The 18,866-nt window shown below is 70.1% G+C and carries 18 protein-coding genes; 14 read left to right on the top strand and 4 right to left on the bottom strand.

The genetic code is table 11. From position 1 onward, the window contains the following. The first annotated feature begins 199 nt into the window (after positions 1–199). Positions 200–2,149 carry an Hsp70 family protein gene (locus AB0B28_RS22490; RefSeq protein WP_360124933.1) on the top strand — a complete coding sequence of 650 codons (1,950 nt, stop codon included), beginning with the start codon at positions 200–202 and terminating at the stop codon, positions 2,147–2,149. A 42-nt stretch (positions 2,150–2,191) separates the two neighbouring features. On the opposite strand, the gene AB0B28_RS22485 is transcribed toward AB0B28_RS22490, so the two are convergent. Both AB0B28_RS22485 and AB0B28_RS22480 read right to left on the bottom strand, forming a co-directional pair. After that, a complete protein-coding gene (locus AB0B28_RS22485; protein WP_360124930.1) occupies positions 2,192–2,644 on the bottom strand; it encodes a DoxX family protein in 453 nt (150 codons plus the stop codon). Positions 2,645–2,898: 254 nt separating this feature from the next. After that, positions 2,899–3,471: a helix-turn-helix domain-containing protein gene (locus AB0B28_RS22480; protein WP_360124927.1), complete on the bottom strand. Its 573-nt coding sequence runs from the start codon at positions 3,469–3,471 to the stop codon at positions 2,899–2,901. 101 nt (positions 3,472–3,572) lie between these two features. Here AB0B28_RS22480 and AB0B28_RS22475 point away from each other — a divergent pair, with 101 nt between their 5' ends. From AB0B28_RS22475 to AB0B28_RS22440, 8 genes are all read left to right on the top strand, one after another. After that, complete coding sequence (locus AB0B28_RS22475) at positions 3,573–3,776, top strand: DUF3046 domain-containing protein (RefSeq protein WP_360124924.1); 204 nt, start codon at positions 3,573–3,575, stop codon at positions 3,774–3,776. Between the two features lie 193 nt (positions 3,777–3,969). Further along, on the top strand, positions 3,970–5,028 hold the full coding sequence (gene recA, locus AB0B28_RS22470; protein WP_360124936.1) for a recombinase RecA: 1,059 nt from the start codon (positions 3,970–3,972) through the stop codon (positions 5,026–5,028). Continuing rightward, positions 5,003–5,539, top strand: coding sequence for a regulatory protein RecX (locus tag AB0B28_RS22465; protein WP_360124921.1), 537 nt, complete (start codon positions 5,003–5,005; stop codon positions 5,537–5,539). The genes recA and AB0B28_RS22465 overlap by 26 nt, the downstream gene beginning before the upstream one ends. A gap of 608 nt (positions 5,540–6,147) precedes the next feature. Continuing rightward, positions 6,148–7,746 carry a phosphoglycerate dehydrogenase gene (gene serA, locus AB0B28_RS22460; protein WP_360124918.1) on the top strand — a complete coding sequence of 533 codons (1,599 nt, stop codon included), beginning with the start codon at positions 6,148–6,150 and terminating at the stop codon, positions 7,744–7,746. Positions 7,747–8,112: 366 nt separating this feature from the next. Next, a complete protein-coding gene (locus tag AB0B28_RS22455) occupies positions 8,113–9,150 on the top strand; it encodes a 3-isopropylmalate dehydrogenase (RefSeq protein ID WP_360124915.1) in 1,038 nt (345 codons plus the stop codon). 168 nt (positions 9,151–9,318) lie between these two features. Continuing rightward, a complete protein-coding gene (locus AB0B28_RS22450) occupies positions 9,319–10,416 on the top strand; it encodes a branched-chain amino acid aminotransferase (RefSeq protein WP_360124913.1) in 1,098 nt (365 codons plus the stop codon). A 221-nt stretch (positions 10,417–10,637) separates the two neighbouring features. Next, positions 10,638–11,231: a hypothetical protein gene (locus tag AB0B28_RS22445; RefSeq protein WP_360124910.1), complete on the top strand. Its 594-nt coding sequence runs from the start codon at positions 10,638–10,640 to the stop codon at positions 11,229–11,231. Next, positions 11,228–12,439, top strand: a complete 1,212-nt coding sequence (locus tag AB0B28_RS22440; RefSeq protein ID WP_360124907.1) for a PrsW family intramembrane metalloprotease — start codon at positions 11,228–11,230, stop codon at positions 12,437–12,439. The genes AB0B28_RS22445 and AB0B28_RS22440 overlap by 4 nt, the downstream gene beginning before the upstream one ends. A 4-nt stretch (positions 12,440–12,443) precedes the next feature. On the opposite strand, the gene AB0B28_RS22435 is transcribed toward AB0B28_RS22440, so the two are convergent. Together AB0B28_RS22435 and AB0B28_RS22430 are read right to left on the bottom strand one after the other, a co-directional pair. Continuing rightward, positions 12,444–13,109: a hypothetical protein gene (locus tag AB0B28_RS22435; protein ID WP_360124904.1), complete on the bottom strand. Its 666-nt coding sequence runs from the start codon at positions 13,107–13,109 to the stop codon at positions 12,444–12,446. A gap of 117 nt (positions 13,110–13,226) precedes the next feature. Next, positions 13,227–14,279 carry a polyprenyl synthetase family protein gene (locus tag AB0B28_RS22430; RefSeq protein WP_360124901.1) on the bottom strand — a complete coding sequence of 351 codons (1,053 nt, stop codon included), beginning with the start codon at positions 14,277–14,279 and terminating at the stop codon, positions 13,227–13,229. Between the two features lie 96 nt (positions 14,280–14,375). On the opposite strand from AB0B28_RS22430, the gene metF reads away from it, so the two are divergent. From metF to aspS, 5 genes are all read left to right on the top strand, one after another. Next, entirely contained in the window at positions 14,376–15,281 is a 906-nt protein-coding gene (metF, locus tag AB0B28_RS22425; protein WP_360124898.1) for a methylenetetrahydrofolate reductase [NAD(P)H], read from the top strand. Positions 15,282–15,396: 115 nt separating this feature from the next. Continuing rightward, positions 15,397–16,005, top strand: coding sequence for a hypothetical protein (locus AB0B28_RS22420; protein ID WP_360124895.1), 609 nt, complete (start codon positions 15,397–15,399; stop codon positions 16,003–16,005). 38 nt (positions 16,006–16,043) lie between these two features. Then, entirely contained in the window at positions 16,044–16,424 is a 381-nt protein-coding gene (locus AB0B28_RS22415; protein ID WP_360124892.1) for a tetratricopeptide repeat protein, read from the top strand. A gap of 240 nt (positions 16,425–16,664) precedes the next feature. Next, on the top strand, positions 16,665–17,183 hold the full coding sequence (locus AB0B28_RS22410; protein ID WP_360124889.1) for an SAV_6107 family HEPN domain-containing protein: 519 nt from the start codon (positions 16,665–16,667) through the stop codon (positions 17,181–17,183). 155 nt (positions 17,184–17,338) lie between these two features. After that, positions 17,339–18,866: aspartate--tRNA ligase (gene aspS, locus AB0B28_RS22405; RefSeq protein WP_360124886.1), on the top strand; the 1,528-nt coding region annotated here is incomplete at its 3' end.

Here is an 18,866-nt window from a genome sequence, read left to right as displayed (position 1 = left end):
CCGCCCGCCGCCCGCCGCCCGCCGCCCGCCGCCCGCCGCCCGCCGCCCGCCGCCCGCCGCCCGCCGCCCGCCGCCCGCCGCCCGCCGCCCGCCGCTTCGTGTCCCGTCTCCTTCTCGTTCGGTCCGAGTAGGCTGGTGCGGTTCCCCATCGCGTTCTGCGCCTTCGCAGCGCATCGCACCGACCCGTAGGAAGCCCGGCATGGACACCGCCTCCCGTACGGCAGCGGCGCTCGGCGTCGACTTCGGCACCCACCACACCGTGGCCACGGTGCTGCGCGACGACGGTCGCAGGCATCAGCTGCTCTTCGACGGCAGTCCCTTGCTGCCTTCTGGGATATATCTCGATACCAATGCACTCGTTCAGGTGGGCCGCGACGCGACGCACCAAGGGCGGCGCCGACCCGAACGCTACGAGCGCAACCCGAAACTCCGCCTCGAAGCGTCCACGATCCTGCTCGGCGACCGCGAACTGCCAGTGCGTGAAGCCGTCGCGGCCGTGCTGCGCCGCGTGATCACCGAATGCAATCTGGTCGCCGGGCCCCCGCGCTCGGTCACCGTCACCGTCCCCGCCGGCTGGGGACCCGCGCGCCGCCACGTGATCGCCGACGCCGCCGCCTCCGCGGGCGCGCTCGACCCGCAGCTGCTGCCCGAGCCCGTCGCGGCCGCACGCTACTTCACCGAGGTCCTCGGCCGCGCGATCGGCCCCGGCCAGGCCGTGGTCGTGTTCGACATGGGCGCGGGCACGTTCGACGCGAGCGTGGTGGCCCGCACCGACACCGGTTACGAAGTCCTGGCCGTGGACGGTTCCGACCGCGTCGGCGGCCACTACCTCGACCAGACCCTGGTGGACTACCTCGGCGGCCGGTTCGCCGGAACCGAAGACCGGGCCGAGCGCTGGCGCGCCCTCCTGGACCCCGACGCCGGCTCGGAGACTCTCCGCTCCCGCTTCACCCTCTACGACGAGGTGCGCGAGGCCAAGGAACGCCTCTCGCGCCAGTCGACGACCGACGTCCCCGTGCCGGGCTTCGCCACCGAGGAACTGCTCACCCGTTCCGAACTCGAACTCCTGGCCCGCCCGCTCCTGGCCCAGGCGGTGGAGATCACGAAGGCCGTGATCCGCGAATCGGGCCTGGGACCCGACCGCGTCGCCGGTCTGCTCATGGTCGGCGGCGCGAGCCGCATGCCCTTGGCCGCCACGATGATCCACCAAGAACTCGGCATCGCGCCGACGATGATCGAGCAGCCGGAACTCGTGGTCAGCGAAGGGGCCGTGGCCGGTTCGGCCCCGTCGCCCCCGCTCGCGCCGCCGGTGATCCTGCCGCCTCCCGCATCGAGCTCGCCGCCGTACGTCCCGGCCCCGACGCAGGTGCTGCCGCAGGCCCCTCGGCGCCGCAACCGCTCCGCGATCCTGCTGGTCGCGCTGTTCGCGGCGCTCGCGCTGGGCTCGGGCAGCCTCGTGGCGTGGGTCATCGACAACTGGACCGACGAGCCGGAGACCAAGCAGGAGACCACCGGAGAGACCACGGGCGTGGGGGAGAGCCCGGACCTGACGCCGAACTGGGCCGACGCCTCGATCACCGAGACCGCGTCGACCGCCACCGAGATCACGATCGCCACGAGCGCCGACCCCGACCTCACCGGTTGCACTGCCGCCTACAAGTCGGTTGTCGAAGAAGGCGAAGCCGACGTGGACTGCACCGGTTTCACCATCGACGGCCTGGTGCCCGAGACCGACTACGAGATAACGATCTTCGGCCCCGACGCCGACCCCGACGCGTCGCTCACCACCGCAGTGTCCACTGAGGTCCTCACCGGCGAGGTCTACTGGGACTGCCCGCAGACCCGCGAATACTGCGCCACCCAAGGAGGGAAGCCCGGCATCCGCGGCGTCTACGACGACCGTTCCTCCACTGTGGCCTATGCCGAGGTCGGTGCCGTGTACGAGCTCGTCTGCTACGAGACCGCCGAGACCATCACGCCACGAGGCGAGGAAGAGGACGGCGTATGGGACTACCACCTCGGCAAGGACCCTTCGAACGTCATGGTCGAAGTCCGTCTCGACGGCGGTTCCCCGGGCTACATTCCCTTCGTATGGCTCGTCATCGACCCTGCTGACGTCAATTCCCTTGGGGGCCTACCGCAGTGCTGAGCGCCGCGGGCCGGACCTCGCTGTCCGGCCCGCGGCGCGGGTTCACACGGTGCTCTTCGCCGGTTCGGCGGCCTCGACCGCCTCCCGGTTCTTCTTGTTGAGCCACAGCGAGTCGACCGCCCACGCCCCGCCGCCGGAGAACCCGAAGGCGAGCGCGAGGACGGCGAGTGTGAGCACGTACTCGTACCCGCCGTCCCGCGAGTAGAAGCCGCCGTCCAGGTGGACGAAGTACATCGCCCCGAACATGACCACCGACAGCGCCAGGCCCGCGAGCGGCAGGAGCGCGCCGACGATGAAGGCCGCGCCGCCGAGGATCTCGGCGGCCACCGCGAAGTAGGCCGACAGCGTGGGTGCCGGGATACCCATGCTCTCGAAGCCCTGCGCGGTCGCCTCCATGCCGTTGACGCTGAACTTCTGCCACCCGTGGGCGATGAAGACGACGCCGAGGATGATCCGTCCGATGAGGATTGCGTACGGTTGGATTCTGGTGAACATATGCCCTCCCAGGAGGATGCTGCACCGGAACGCCCCGGCGCGAGGTGCGCCGTGCGGCGGTCGCCGTTGACCGCGCGCCGCGAACCGGAGGCAGACTTCGTTGAGTGTTCAACTAGTCCGGGAGCATACCAAGACATATAGCTCTATGTAAATATGTCCTATCTTCGGATCATGCTGCGGGATATGCGCTCCAATGTCAGAGTGACAAAAGGGACCATGAGCCTTCGCTCATGATCCCTGTCCCGCAATGAACCTCAGTGCCTGCGAACGGCCTCTTCCACCAGTTGGAGGATGCGGGTGATCTCCAGGTCGTCGCGGCCGGTGGCGAGGTAGCGCACCAGGCCGTCGTACATCAGTTGAAGGAACCCGCCGAGGACGTCGATGTCGACGTCGGTGCGCAGCACCCCGATCTCCCGCTGGTGCTCCAATCGCTCCCGGCTGGCCTCGGCGATGGCCTCGCGGCGGCGCCCCCACGCCTCGGCGAACACCGGGTCGGTGCGCAGCCGCCGCGCCACTTCGAGCTGGGTGCCGAGCCAGCCGGCGATCTCGGGTTTGTCGGCCCCGGCCGTCAGGTCCTGCATGACCCCGACCAGGCCCCGTTCGGCCACCGTGGCGGCCATCTCCGCGGCGTCGACCGAGGCCACCGCCAGGAACAGCGCGTCCTTGTCGCGGAAGTGGTGGAAGATCGCCCCGCGCGAGAGCTTGGTGGCCTCCTCCAGGCGCCGCACGGTCGCGCCCTCGTATCCGTAGCGCGCGAAACACGACCGGGCGCCGTCGAGGATCTGCTGACGGCGGGAGTCGAGGTGTTCTTGACTGACGCGAGGCACCCGGCAATCTTGCCACCCTGGCCCCGCCGCGTACCATCGAGTGGCCTACCGCCGCGCGCGCGACGCCGCGTTCGGATCGGTGCGACCATCGGGGGAGCGGCATGCAGCTGAGCGATTTCTGGGACCGGATGAACGAGACGTTCGGGTCGGCCTATGCCCGCTCGGTGGCCGCCGACCAGTCGCTCGGCCAGCTCGGCGGCCGCACGATCGACCAGGCCATCGCCGAGGGCGAGAACGCCAAGGCCGTCTGGATCGCGGTGTGCCGGGCCTGGCCCGAGCGGATTCCGTCTCGGTTGGTTCGCTAGCGGGCTTCCCTCGTCCGGGCGTAAGGCGCGCGCTCTTCGACTCCGAAATCCGTGCTCTTTTCATCTCTGCGAACTGTGCTCTCTTCATCTCTGCGAGATGTGCCCTGTTCGAACATGCCGTTGTTCTAGGTTGTCGGTGGGTGCGGCTACCGTACTTGTCATGGCTAAGCAGACAGGTTCCAAGGGAGGCGGGATGAACTCCGCTCAGGACAAGTCCAGGGCGCTCGACCTCGCCTTGGCCCAGATCGACAAGCAGTTCGGCAAAGGCTCGGTCATGCGACTGGGCGAGAAGCCCAAGCAGAACGTCAAGACCATCTCCACCGGTTCGATCTCGCTCGACGTGGCGCTCGGGGTCGGCGGGCTCCCGCAGGGCCGCATCATCGAGATCTACGGTCCCGAGTCCAGTGGTAAGACCACCATCGCGTTGCACGCCATGGCGAACGTGCAGGCCGAGGGCGGTGTCGCGGCCATGATCGACGCCGAGCACGCGCTCGACCCGATCTACGCCGAGAAGCTCGGCGTCAATGTCGACGACCTCCTGGTCAGCCAGCCCGACACCGGCGAGCAGGCCCTGGAGATCGCCGACATGCTGGTCCGCTCCGGCGCGGTCGACCTCATCGTCATCGACTCGGTGGCCGCGCTCGTGCCGCGCGCCGAGATCGAGGGCGAGATGGGCGACTCGCACGTGGGCCTCCAGGCCCGGCTCATGAGCCAGGCGCTGCGCAAGATCACCGGTGGCCTGAACAACACGGGCACCACGATGATCTTCATCAACCAGCTGCGCGAGAAGATCGGCGTCATGTTCGGCTCGCCCGAGACCACCGCCGGTGGTAAGGCACTCAAGTTCTACGCCTCGGTGCGCCTGGACATCCGCCGGATCGAGACGCTCAAGGACGGCGGCGAGGCCGTCGGCAACCGCACCCGCGTCAAGGTCGTCAAGAACAAGGTCGGCTCGCCGTTCCGGCAGGCCGAGTTCGACATCCTCTACGGCGTGGGCGTGTCCAAGGAGGGCTCGCTCATCGACATGGGCGTCGAGCACGGCATCGTGAAGAAGTCGGGCGCCTGGTACACCTACGAGGGCGACCAGCTCGGCCAGGGCAAGGAGAAGGCCCGCACCAACCTGCGGGAGAACCCCGACCTCGCGCTGGAGATCGAGAAGAAGATCAAGGAGAAGCTCGGCGTCGACGCGGCCGCCGCCGACGCTCCCGCGACGGTCGAGGACGAGATTGAAGAGCCCGCGGTCGACTTCTAAGCCGAACGATCCCGAGGCGGCCCGGCAGTACTGTCTCCAACTGCTGTCGGGCCAGCCCCGCACGCGCACCGAGCTCGGCAACTCGATGCGCCGCAAGGGCTTCGAAGAGACGGTGATCGCCGAGATCTTGGAGCGCTACGCCGAGGTCGGTCTCATCGACGACGCCGTCTTCGCCCGTGCCTGGGTCGACTCCCGCCACCGCACCCGCGGCCTGTCCAAACGCTCGCTCGCGGGCGAGCTGCGCCGCAAAGGCGTCGACCCCGAGCTGGTCGACGAGGCGGTCGCCGCGGTGAGCGACGACGACGAACGCGAAGCGGCCCTCGCCCTGGCCAGGCGCCGCTACCGCTCCCTCGCCGGACAGAGCGACGAAGCGGTCCTGCGCAAACTCGTGGGCATGCTCGCCCGCAAAGGCTATGGCTCAGGCGTGGCGATCCCGGTGGTGAAACAGGTCCTCGCCGAAGCCGAAAGCGAAGCGGCGGAGCTCCTGGACGAAGACGCCCACTTCGAATAGCGCAAGGTGAGCGCGCATCGCATTCACCACCGCCCCCGGTTTCAAGCCTGCCCGAGGGGTGTGACATCGCGAGGTGCTCGGCGGGCGGAGGCGAGCGGGAGTCGCGTTCGCAGCCGCCCCCGGTCTTAAGCGTGCCTTGAGGGTGTGACAGTCGCTTTTCGCGCGGGGAGTTCCGCGAGGAGCGCCTTGCCTCAGTCCGATCGGTCGCTTTCGCGTGCGGGAGGAGTGGTCTACGGGTTGACCTCGGCCCGGCGGTAGGCGGCGGTCGCTGTCGCGTGTGGGGGGAGTGACCCCGCCAGCGTGATCCCGATCTGGATCGTGGGCGGTCGCTTTCGCGTGTGGGGGAGTGTCATAGGCGGCGGGGAGTATCGCAGTCGGGGGTGGTTGTGAAGGCGAAGAAGTTTCGCGATACGGGCGGGGGCTGGTGACGTCAATGTCAAGGCCGAAGTGGTCGCCGACAGTTTCGCGATGCGGGCGGGGGCTGGTGTTCCAGGATTCGGAATGCGGCAGGTCGGTAAGGAGCCGTTAACGCGTTCGACATACCATTGGCCGCGACGACGCAGCGCCGCGCCCGGTCCTCCGTTGCTTCTTACCTTTGCGAGGTATCCATGACCGAACCGAAACCCGTCGTGGTCATTGCCGACCCACTCGCGCCCGCAGCGATCGAGGTCCTCTCCGGGGACTTCGACGTCCGGGAGATCGACGGTACGAACGTGGAGTCCCTCCACGCCGCGCTGGTCGACGCCGATGCCGTGATCGTCCGCTCCGCCACCACCATCGACGCCCCCGCGCTGGAGGCCGCGCCGAAGCTCAAGATCGTCGCGCGCGCCGGGGTGGGCCTGGACAACGTCGACCTGCCCGCCGCCACCGAGCGCGGTGTCATGGTCGTCAACGCCCCGACCTCGAACATCGTCTCCGCCGCCGAGCAGGCCATCACGCTGCTGCTCGCCAGCGCGCGCCACATCGCCCGCGCCGACGCCTCGCTGCGCGAGGGCCGCTGGGACCGCAAGAAGTTCACCGGCGTCGAGATCCAGGGCAAGACCCTCGGCGTGGTCGGCTTCGGCAAGATCGGGCAGCTCGTCACCACCCGCATGCAGGCCTTCGGCATGGACGTCGTGGCCTACGACCCGTACGCCCAGCCCGCGCTGGCCGCGAAGCTCGGGGTGCGCCTGGTCGACCTCGACACGCTCCTGTCGCTCGCCGACTTCATCACGATCCACCTCCCGAAGACCCCCGAGACCGTGGGGATCATCGGCGAGGACGCGCTGAAGAAGGTCAAGCCCGGCGTGCGCATCGTCAACGCCGCCCGCGGCGGCCTCATCGACGAAGAGGCCCTCGCCGCCGCGCTCCAGGACGGCCGCGTGGCCGCCGCCGGGCTCGACGTGTTCGTCAAGGAGCCCTGCACCGACTCGCCGCTGTTCGCTCTGGAGAACGTGGTCGCCGCCCCGCACCTGGGCGCTTCGACCCGCGAGGCCCAGGACAACGCGGGTCTGGCCGTGGCCAAGAGCGTCAAGCTCGCCCTCTCCGGCGAGTTCGTGCCCGACGCGGCCAACGTGCAGGCCGGCGGGGTCGTCAACGAGGACGTGCGCCCGCTGCTGCCCCTGGCCGAGCGCCTGGGCCGCACCTTCAACGCGCTGGCCGGTTCGGCCGTGCAGTCGGTGACGGTGGAGGTCCGCGGCGAGGTCGTCGACCACGACGTGACGGTGCTTCAGCTCGCCGCGTCCAAGGGCCTGTTCGTGGACGTGGCCGACTCGGTGACCTACGTGAACGCGCCGCTGGTGGCCGAGCAGCGCGGCGTGGAGGTCGGCCTGTTCACTTCGCGCGAGTCGCCGGAGTACCAGACCGAGCTGACGCTGCGCGGCGCGATGGTCGACGGCCGGGGCCTTCAGGTCTCCGGCACGCTCAGCCCGGGCCTGCACGGCGGCCCGCGCCTGACCGACATCGACGGGTTCGAGCTCGACATCGACCTGGACGGCTCGCTCCTGTTCCTGCGCTACGCCGACCGGCCCGGCGTGGTCGGCCTCATCGGTGGCGCTCTGGGCGACCAGGGGATCAACATCGCCGCGATGCAGGTGGCCCGCAAGGCCGCCGGCGGCGAGGCGGTCATGACGCTGGCGCTGGACGCTCCGGTGCCCGCCGAGGTGCTGGGCCGCGTCAAGGAGTCGGTGGGCGCGATCAGCGCCAAGTCGGTGACCCTCAAGGACTGACCCGCGGCTGTCGCCGCGGTGACGCAGGGCCGCGTGCCCCGGATCCGTCCGGGGCGCGCGGCCTGTCGCGTCGGACCCGGCACGCACGGTGAGGCGAAGATCTGAGGCGGCTTCACACGGCGCGTCCCGTGGAGTCCGCTCGGCGGCCTTGCCGCACCTGTGCTCAAGTGGACGTTCGTCAATGCGTTCCATCTGCTGAGAGCCGTTCGTCGGAATGCGGGACGGGTGCGTTATGGTGAACGCACCCGCCCGCATTCCGCGTTTTCGGAGTGCTTCAGCCGGTAGTGGACCGATGGTCCCGAGCCCGGGCGGGTGCATCGCGCATCGAGAAGCGAGGCGTCGAGCATCGAAACGCAGAGAGGCAGCATGAGCAGGATCGCGGTCATCCCGGGCGACGGGATCGGGCAAGAGGTCATCGCCGAGGCGCAGAAGGTGCTCGCCGTGGCCCTTCCCGGCTACGAGTCGACCGAGTACGACCTCGGTGCGCGCCTGTACAACCGCACCGGCGAGGTGCTGCCCGAGAGCGTGCTGTCCGAACTGGACGAGCACGACGCGATCCTCCTGGGCGCCATCGGCGACCCGTCGGTCCCGCCGGGGGTCCTGGAGCGCGGTCTGCTGCTCAAGCTCCGCTTCGAGTTCGACCAGTACGTGAACCTGCGGCCGAGTCGCCTCTACCCGGGCGCGTCCTCGCCGCTGGCCGACGTCAAGCCCGGCGACATCGACTTCGTGGTGGTCCGCGAGGGCACCGAGGGCCTCTACGCCGGAGCCGGCGGGAACCTCCACACCGGTTCCCCGGCCGAGATCGCCACCGAGGAGTCCCTGAACACGCGCTACGGCGTCGAGCGGGTCGTGCGCGACGCGTTCGAGCGGGCGCGCCGCCGCCGCGGTCATCTCACGCTCGTCCACAAGACGAACGTGCTGGTGCACGCGGGCGGCCTGTGGAAGCGGGCCTTCGACGACGTGTCCGCCGAGTACCAGGACGTGACCACCGAGTACCAGCACGTGGACGCGGCGGCGATGTTCCTGGTGAACCGCCCCCACACGTTCGACGTGATCGTCACCGACAACCTGTTCGGCGACATCCTCACCGACATCGCCGCGGCCGTGACCGGCGGGATCGGCCTGGCCGCGACCGGGTCGATCAACCCCGACCACACCCACCCCTCCACGTTCGAGCCGGTCCACGGCTCGGCCCCCGACATCGCAGGTCAAGGCATCGCCGACCCGATCGCCGCGATCTCCTCCACCGCGCTCCTGCTCGAACACCTCGGCCGCGCCGACGGCGCCGCCGCGGTGAACGCCGCGGTGGAGCGCGAACTGGCCGGGCGCGAGTCCGGCGCCGCGATCCGCACCGGGGAGGTCGGCGACCGAGTAGCCGCCGACGTCGCCCGGCAGCTCAGCTAGACCACAGCACCAGCTTCAGCGCCCGGCGACGCGGCTCGACAAGAGCCCTGTCGCCGGGCGTTTCTCCGTGTCGTCCGGGACCCGAGCACGACATGCCCAGCCACCTGAACGAGCGGTAAGTTAGTCATCAGGACCACGTCTTCCGCTCTAAACGTCGAAGGACAACTCATGACCAGCGAAGGTCTTCCCGACCTGCGGCGCGAGCCGCACCCGAACCCGACTCCGGACGCCGAGCGCGCCCGCATCCTCGCCGACCCGGTGTTCGGCACGGTCTTCACCGACCACATGTTCCAGATGACCTGGACCGAGGGCCGCGGCTGGCACAGCGCCACCCTCAAGCCCTACGGCCCGCTGACGCTCTCGCCGGCCGCGGCGGTCCTGCACTACGCCCAGGAGATCTTCGAGGGCCTCAAGGCCTACCGGTACGAGGACGGCGGCATCGGCCTGTTCCGCGCCGAGGCCAACGCGCACCGCCTGAACATCTCGGCCACCCGCATGGCCATGCCGCACCTCCCCGAGGAGTGGTTCCTCGCCTCGATCCGCGAGCTGCTCGCCGTCGACGGCGACTGGGTCCCCAGCCAGGACGAGGCCACGCTCTACCTGCGCCCGTACATGATCGCCTCCGAGTCCTTCCTCGGCGTGCGCCCCGCGAAGGAGTACCAGTACCTCCTCATCGCCTCCCCGGCCGCGGCCTACTTCAAGGGCGGCCCCAAGCCGCTGACGCTGTGGGTCTCCGAGGAGTACAACCGGGCCGGACCCGGCGGGACCGGCGCGGCCAAGGCCGGCGGGAACTACGCCGCGAGCCTCCTGCCCCAGTCCGAGGCCATCGAACACGGCTGCGACCAGGTGATCTTCCTCGACGCGGTCGAGTACAAGTACGTCGACGAACTCGGCGGCATGAACCTGTTCTTCGTCTACGAGAACGAGCGGGTCGTCTACACCCCCGAGCTCGGCACGATCCTCCCCGGCATCACCCGCGACGCGATCATCACGCTCGCGACCGAATCGGGCTGGGAGGTCCGCGAGACCAAGTACTCGATCGACCGCTGGAGGGACGACGCCGAGTCCGGGCTGCTCACCGAGGCGTTCGCGTGCGGCACCGCCGCCGTGATCACCCCCGTCGGCACCGTCAAGGGCCGCACCGGCTCCTTCACGATCGGCGGCGGCGAGGCCGGCAAGTTCACGATGCAGCTGCGCCAGAACCTCCTCGACCTCCAATACGGCCGCACCGAGGACACCCACAACTGGACCACCCGAGTCAGCTAGACCACCCGTCACCCGAACCGCCCCGCCCGCATCGGACGGGGCGGTTCGCGTGACGGCGCCGCCCTGGCCAGCGCGGTTCGCGACAGTGCCGCCAACGACGGTGCCGCCGACAGTCCCCGTTCACGTCAAATCCGGGCGCCCGGTCGCATTCGCCCCGTACCCTTGTATCCCACGCGGAGTGCCCGACTGCACCCCGCGTCTTGCGCGCCGCGGGAGGAATATTGGGCGAGGCCACCGTACGGGTCAACCGGCTCGGCCTGGAGCAGGGCCGCATGTGGCCGGCCGTGCTCGCCGCCGCCGCGATCGCGTTCCCCCTGGTCGTATGGCTCGGACTCGAACGCGCCCTGGGCGAATCGGTGCGCACCATCGGCGAGGGCGAGACCCTCTACCTCCAGTCCTACCCCGTGGCCGGGGCCAGCCTCGAATACGAACTGCCCGGCAAGGGCTGGACCAGCCCCGGCATCCACTTCGCAGACCAGCGCCAGAACTTCACCCGCGACCACCTCTCCGCCTCGGTCGAAGTCGACTCCGGCGTCGACAGCCTCGAGCGCCTCCTCGAAAGACGCGCCGAACCGATCGTGGCCCAGAACGGCTACACCTACACCGACGTGCGGGCCTACACCAGCAAGGACACCGGTCTGTCCGGGTACCGCGCCGACATCCTCGGCATCGACACCGCCGGTTCGATCACCGTGCTCGGCAACGACGACGGGGCCGCCGCGATCCTGGTCCTCCTCGCCCCCGGCGCCGACACCGGGGCCGCCGAGATCGACCCCGCCCCCTACGTGGCCGCGTTCAGACTGGAGGGCAAGTGATCGTCCGCACCGAACGCGTCGTCGTCGAGAGCCAAGGCGCGTTCATCCGGCTGCGCCGCCCCGCCTACTGGCTGTTCGTGGCCTGCCTCGTCTACGGCCTGCTCGAACTCGGCCGGGTCCTCTCGCCCTCCTACGGCGACATCGCGACCGCCCTGTGGGCCTCGATCGCCATCAACGCGGTCCTGGCGATCGTGTTCCTCCAGATCCTCGCCCGCCTCGACCTGTTCGAACGCGAACCGCCCACCGTGCGCGCCGCCGCCCTCGCCTGGGGCGGCCTCGCGGCCGTCGCGTTCTCCATGCTCGCCAACAACGCCGCGCTGGTGGTCCTCGCCGAGTTCACCGACTCCCAATGGGCCCGCAAATGGGGCCCGGCCATCGCCGGGCCGCTCGACGAGGAATGGTTCAAGGCCCTCGGCGTGGTCCTGCTCGTGCTCATCGTGCGCGAGCACTTCGACCGCTCCATCGACGGCCTCATCTACGGCGCCCTGGTCGGCCTCGGCTTCCAAGTCGTCGAGAACCTCACGTACGCCATCAACTTCGCCGTGCTCAACCCCAACTCCGACCTCACCGGCGCCCTCAGCGTCACCTTCACACGCGTGCTCGTCGCCGGGCCGTTCTCCCACCCGCTGTACACCGGCGCGGCCGGGCTCGGCATCGCGTTCTTCGTGACCCAGACCCGCCGCCGCCTCAGCACCCGCGTCGGCGTCGCCGCCGGACTGTTCGTCCTCTCCCTGGGCATGCACGCCCTGTGGAACCTGCCGGTCCCCGGCGGCCTCGCGCCCGCGCTGGCCATCCCGATCACCTACGGGAAGGGCCTGATCATCCTGGGCCTGTTCTTCGTGCTCTACCACTTTGCGGCCCGCGCCGAATGGCAGTGGTTCGTGACCACCATGTCCGATCAGGACGACAGCGTGATCACCACCGCCGACCTCACCGAGATGCGCTCGCTCCACAGCCGCCGCCGCGCCCGCAAACTCGCCGCCAAACGCTGGGGGAACAAGTCCTCGCAGCTCTTGCGCCAGCTCCACCGCGAACTGGTCAGCCTCGCGACCCTCCTCGCCCGCGACCAGCGCCGCGGCGAGGACGCCCCCGAAGGGCCCGACGTGGCCGCCGTCAAACGCAACATCACCGCGATCCGCGCCGAACTGGCCATCGCCAAGGACGCCGCCCCCAGACCCGAACCCACCCGGGTCGGCGGCCACTCCTGACCCTCTAGAGCGGCGCCTTGCGCGGCTGCGGCGCGGCCGAGGTGATCGGCGACTTCGCCTCCTCGGGGCCCGACGTGGCGATGTCGCTGGGACCCGGCTCGCTCGTGGGCTCCTCAGTGGTCGGCTCCTCGGTCGGCTCCTCGCTCGTCGGACCCTCAGTGGGCTCATCCGATGTCGGCCCGTCCGTGGGCGAACCGGTCGACGGGTCCGGCGAAGGCGTCCCCGGGCTGCTCTCCTCGCCGCCCGGCCCCGAGGTCTCCTCACCGATCGGGACCAGCCCGGGCGAGGTGCCCGGCGCAGCGGTCCCGCCCCCGGCCCGCGACCGCGACTCCTGGGCCTCCTGCGTCGACTCCAGCCCCTCGACGCCCCGCGTGGCATCCCACTCGGCGTCGTCGGAGGTCGCATCGGACTCCTCGGCCTCCTGCCCGGCCGTGCCCGCACCGAGGCCGAACCAGCCGTCGATGATGTCCGAGCCCTCGCCGTCGCCGTCCATGCCCGCCAGGCCCGGAATCGGCTCGCGCAGCAAAGCGCCGGTCGCCAGCACCCCGCCCGCCACCGTGACCACGGCTATCGCACCCACGCGACGGAACCGCCGCGAGCGGCGAAGATCGTAACTCAGCGAGCGCACCGCGCCCTTGGTCTCGCGCCCGATGGCGCCGAAGAGTCCCACCTGGATCCCACCGTCCGTTCGTGTCCTTCACTCGGATCAACGAGCGAAGCGACCGGTGGTAACCACAGGGTCACCCGTGCGGGGGGCATCCGCCCCGACCGGGTGACCGAAACCGGGTCAGAAGTCCCGCTTCACGGCCTTCACGAGCAGACCCGCGAACACGTCCAACGCCGCCGGATCCACATCGGCCCGCGACGCCGCCAGCGCCGCCTCGGCCTCGGCCGCGAGCGCCTCGATCCGCGCCTCAGTGTCGGCGAGGGCCCCGGTGTCGCTCAGGATCGCCCGCAGCCGCCCCACCCCGGCCCCGTCCAGACCCGGGTCGCCCAGGCCCGCGTCCAGCGCCGCCCGCTGGCCCGCGTCAGCGCCGGCCCAGGCCCGCGCGATCAGGAACGTGTGCTTGCCCTCGCGCAGGTCGTCCCCGGCGGGCTTGCCGGTCTGCGCCGGGTCGCCGAACACGCCCAGCACGTCGTCCCTCAGCTGGAACGCCTCGCCCAAAGGCAGCCCGATCGCCGAGTAATGGGCCCTGACGCGCTCGTGCGCGCCCGCCAGCGAAGCGCCGATCAGCAGCGGCCGCTCGATCGTGTACTTCGCCGACTTGTACCGGGCCACCTTCGCCGCGGTGGCCTCCGAGACGTCCCGGCGCACCTCCGAGAGCACGTCCAGATACTGCCCGGCGCTCACCTCGGTGCGCATCAGGTCGAAGTCCCCGCGCGCGGCCGCGACCTTCGCGAACGGCATCCCCGCCGAGCAGAACAACTCGTCCGACCACGCCAGGCACAGGTCCCCGAGCAGGATCGCCGCCGCCGAACCGAAGCCCTCGGCCCGGCCCGACCAGCCCTCGGCCCGATGCAGCCCCGCGAACCGCCGATGGATCGACGGCGCGCCCCGCCGCGTGTCCGAACCGTCGATGAGGTCATCGTGCATCAGCGCTGACGCCTGGAGCAGCTCCAGCGACGCCACGCACGCGACCAGCTCGTCCGAGTCCTCCAGCCCCGCGCCCCGCGCCCCCCAGTACGCGAACGCCGGACGCAGCCGCTTGCCCCCGCCCAGCACGAACTCGCGCACGGCGTCGGCGTACACGCCGAGCGACGCGTCGATGCCGCAGATGACACCCGCCTGCCGGTCGAGGAACGCGGCCAGGGCCGCTTCGATGCGCTCGTTGAGCTCCACGGAGCGAACCATAGGCCGTCCCCCGCCCGTCTCACCCTTTGGGTGTCACCGAATGCAGGTCAGGACACGTGCGCCGATCCGGTTACGGTTGAATGCATGACACTCGGAGTGCCCAGCGTGATGCCGGTCAAGACCGCCAAGATCGGCGACCTGCTGCGCGAGGGCACCCCGAAGTTCTCCTTCGAGCTGTTCCCCCCGCGCGACGAGAAGGCCGACGCGGTCCTGTGGCGCACCATCCGCAACCTCGAACAGCTCGGCCCCGACTTCGTGTCGGTCACCTACGGCGCGGGCGGACGCACCCGCGAGAAGACCGTCGAGACCACCGAACTCATCAACGCCGAGACCACCATGCTCACCATGGCCCACTGCACCGCCGTGGACCACTCGGTGAGCGAACTGCGCAACCTCATCGGCCACTTCGCCAACGTCGGGGTCCGCAACATCCTCGCCCTGCGCGGCGACCCGCCCGGCGACCCCCTCGCCGACTGGGTCGCACACCCCGAAGGCCTGCGCTACGCCCGCGAACTCGTCGAGCTCATCAAGACCTCCGGCGACTTCAGCGTCGGCGTCGCGGCCTTCCCCGAAGGCCACCCCCGCGACCTCGACTGGGACTCGGGGGTCCGCCACTTCGTGGACAAGTGCCGCGCCGGGGCCGACTTCGCCATCACCCAGATCTTCTTCGGCGTCGAGGACTACCTGCGCCTGAGGGACGCCGTCGCCGCCGCCGGATGCGACATCCCCATCGTCCCGGGCATCATGCCCGTCACCAACATCAAGCAGATCGAACGGTTCGCCGTCCTCACCGGCATGGACTTCCCGGCCGCGCTGGCCGAGCGCCTGCGCGCGGTCGAGGCCGACCGCGACGCCATCCGCGACATCGGCGTCGAAGTCGCCACCGAGATGGGCTCGCGCCTCCTCGCCGAAGGCGCCCCCGGACTGCATTTCACCACCCTCAACCACTCGCGCTCGACCCGCCGCGTGTGGCAGAACCTCCGCGCCTGAGCGCACTGTCGGCTACCCGATCGAGGTATTGCGGTCACCGAATGAACACGTAGAGTGCTCTTCTATGTCCGATGCTGCGAATGCGCGTTTGATGCCGTCTGCTACAACAAGAACCATGAGCACCCGAGTGCCCGCCGACTCCCTCGTCGGCCGGGTCATCCTCTCCACCCGGTTCCAGCCCGGCGTCGTCGTCGGCGTCGGACTCTTCGCCAGCCTCCTCATCCCCCTCTGCGTCCTCGTCGGCGGCCCGGTCATCCTCGCCGCCCTGCCCCTGATCGGCGTCACCGCGCTGGCCGACTCCTCGTACACGCTCCTCGCGGCCCGCTCGACGAGCCTGTCGCGCCGCGTCCTGGTCCTCGAACCGCTCGCCGCACGGCTCTCGGAGGCCGCGTGGCTCCTCGCGCTGTGGTTCCTCGGCGCGCCCGGCTGGGCCGTGGCCGTGACCGGGGCACTGTGCTGGATGTACGTCCTCACCCGCAACCGCGCCCGCCAGGTCGGCCTGCGCGACCTGGGGATGACCACGATGGGGGAGCGGTCGGTCCGGGAGGTCGTGGTGGCCCTCGGCTTCGGCGCGGCCGGTGTGATCGCGGTGGCCGGCGGCGGCCAGTACGAGCGCTGGATCGGCGGCGCGGTCACCATCGCGTCCACCGCGTGGATGCTGCTGGCCGCGCTCGGCCTGTTGCAACTGGTGATCGTGGTCTCCGCTGCCCTGCGCAACGACTGAGCGGGAATGATCCCGCGCAGGCGTGCGTTGAGCCCAGAATGCGAGACCACGAGATCACCGACGACCAGATCGCCGCTTTCATCGACGCCGCCTCCCGGGAGACCCAGGTCCCCGAGGAGACCCAGCGCCTGCGCGACGCTGAGGAGATGCTCGCGCACAAGGACCCGTACGCCGCGCTCAAGTTCCTCGAGCCGCTCCTGCGCGACCACCCGGACCACCCGGACGTCATGCTCGCGGCCGCCCGCGCCTACTTCAAGTCGGCGCAGCTGAACAAGGCGCTCGTGCTCTCCGAGCGGATGGTCGAGGCCAACCCGGCGGACTTCTACGCCCGCCTGCTCCTCGGCCGCACCCTCCAGCGTCTGGGCCGGGCCGACGAGGCCCGCGGCCACCTGCGCCTGGTCAACGAGATCAGCGAGTAGCCCTCCGGCGCCCGGTTCTTCGAACACCGGGTGTCGGCCGGGCTTCGAAACGCGAGCGCTCCGGGCCGCGAACCTTCGGGTTCGCGGCCCGTTCGCGTTGCCGCGCAACCACATCGCTGTCGCATAGGCGACATTCCGTAGTCGGCGGATGATTTTCGGCGACGGTGGGGGTTGGCAATGTCGTACCCCTGTGGTTCGATATTTCTCGAACGCAAGTTCGAACAGGTGTAGGAGGCCCTCATGGCAGCTTCACGACCCGGAGCCACCCGATCCGCTTCTACCGTCACGTCCCGAGGCACCGCCTCGCCAAGGCTCGTGCAGGCAGGGGCCGTCTCGAACTCCCGGCTGCGCATCCCCGCCGACCAACTCCCCAACCGCTCCCCGCTCCAACTCCTCGCCACCGCGAGAGTCGACCTCGACGACGCCGCCGAGCGCACCCGCCCCGGCGAGCGCTACGCCGAGGCCCACATGGCCGCACTCCGCGTGGCCGTCGCCGTGCTCGCCGTCAGGGCCGGAGACGCCACCGGCCGCCGCCGTCCCGGACGACCGTCGAGCACCTGGGAGCTCCTCCGCGGGGTCGCCCCCGAGCTGGAGGAATGGGCCTCCCACTTCGCTCGCACCGCCCGCAAACGCGTCCTCGCCCAAGCCGGCATCCCCGACATCGTCACCTCCGAGGAGGCCGACGCGATCGTGGCCGACGCCCGCCGCTTCCTCGACGTGGTGGTACGACTCCTCGGCTTCAGCGCCCTGGCCCGCTAGAGCGTTCACGCCGTTTCGGTGACGCTCGCCGTGGGCGGTGGCGGGCGTGCTCTTTGCGAAGGTCGGCGGTTATACGATTGCTGTCGGTGCTGGGGGTTCGCGAGAATGTCCCGAGGCCTTCCTGCAAATCGTTTCCTTCGAGGAGTTTTGAGCCCGTGTATCGGACACACCTCGCCGGCACGTTGAGTGCCGCTGACGTCGACCAGCAAGTCACCCTCGCCGGATGGGTGGCGCGTCGCCGCGATCACGGCGGGGTGGAGTTCGTGGACCTGCGCGACGCTTCGGGCGTCGTCCAGGTCGTGTTCCGCGACTCCGAGGCCGCCGAGCTCGCGCAGCGGCTGCGCAACGAGTTCTGCGTCTCGATCACCGGCACCGTGCACCGCCGCCCCGCAGGCAACGAGAACCCCGAGCTGCCGACCGGCGAGATCGAGGTCAACGCGTCGAACCTCCAGGTCCTCTCCGAGGCCGCGCCGCTGCCGTTCCAGGTCGACGACCACGTGGACGTCTCCGAGGACATCCGCCTGCGCCACCGCTACCTCGACCTGCGCCGCACCGGCCCGAACCAAGCGATCCGCCTGCGCTCCAAGGCCAACCACATCGCCCGCAACCTCCTGGTCGAGGACGGCTACGTCGAGATCGAGACCCCGACGCTGACCCGCTCCACCCCCGAGGGCGCCCGCGACTTCCTCGTGCCCGTGCGCCTCCAGCCCGGCACCTGGTACGCCCTGCCGCAGTCCCCGCAGCTGTTCAAGCAGCTCCTGATGGTCGGCGGGTTCGAGAAGTACTTCCAGATCGCGCGCTGCTACCGCGACGAGGACTTCCGCGCCGACCGCCAGCCCGAGTTCACCCAGCTCGACATCGAGGCCTCCTTCGTCGACCAGGACGACGTGATCGACCTGGGCGAACGCATCGTCAAGGCCCTCTGGTCGGAGCTGGCCGACTACGACGTCCAGCTGCCGATCCCGCGCCTTAAGTGGCACGACGCGATGAACCGCTACGGCTCCGACAAGCCCGACCTGCGCTTCGGCCAGGAGCTCGTCGAGCTCACCGACTACCTGCGGGGCACCGAGTTCCGCGTCTTCGCCGGAGCGATCGACGCGGGCGGCTACGTCGGCGCGGTCGTGATGCCCGGCGGCGCGTCGCAGACCCGCAAGGAACTCGACGGCTGGCAGGACTGGGCCAAGGCCCGCGGCGCGAAGGGCCTGGCCTACATCACCTTCAACGCAGAGACCGGCGAGCCGAAAGGCCCGGTCGCCAAGAACCTCTCCGAGGCCCACCTCGCCGGGCTCGCCGACGCCGTCGGCGCCAAGGCCGGCGACGCGGTCTTCTTCGCCGCCTCCACTGACCGCCGCGAGGCACAGGAGCTGCTCGGCGCGGCCCGCCTCGAAGTCGGCAAGCGCGTGGGCCTGATCGACCCCAACGCGTGGGCGTTCTGCTGGGTCGTCGACGCCCCCATGTTCGAGCCCACCGACGACGGCGGCTGGACCGCGATCCACCACCCGTTCACCTCGCCGAACCCCGACTGGGTCGACCGCTTCGAGTCCGACCCGGCGAACGCGCTCACCTACGCGTACGACATCGTCTGCAACGGCAACGAGCTCGGCGGCGGTTCGATCCGTATCCACGACGCCAAGGTCCAGAGCCGTGTCTTCGACGTGCTCGGCCTGACCCACGAGGACGCGC

The sequence above is a fragment of the Glycomyces sp. NPDC046736 genome (assembly GCF_040645615.1).
Lineage (GTDB): Bacteria > Actinomycetota > Actinomycetes > Mycobacteriales > Micromonosporaceae > Glycomyces.
Note: the sequence above shows the minus strand (reverse complement) of the source record. Positions and strands in the feature narration are given on the sequence as shown.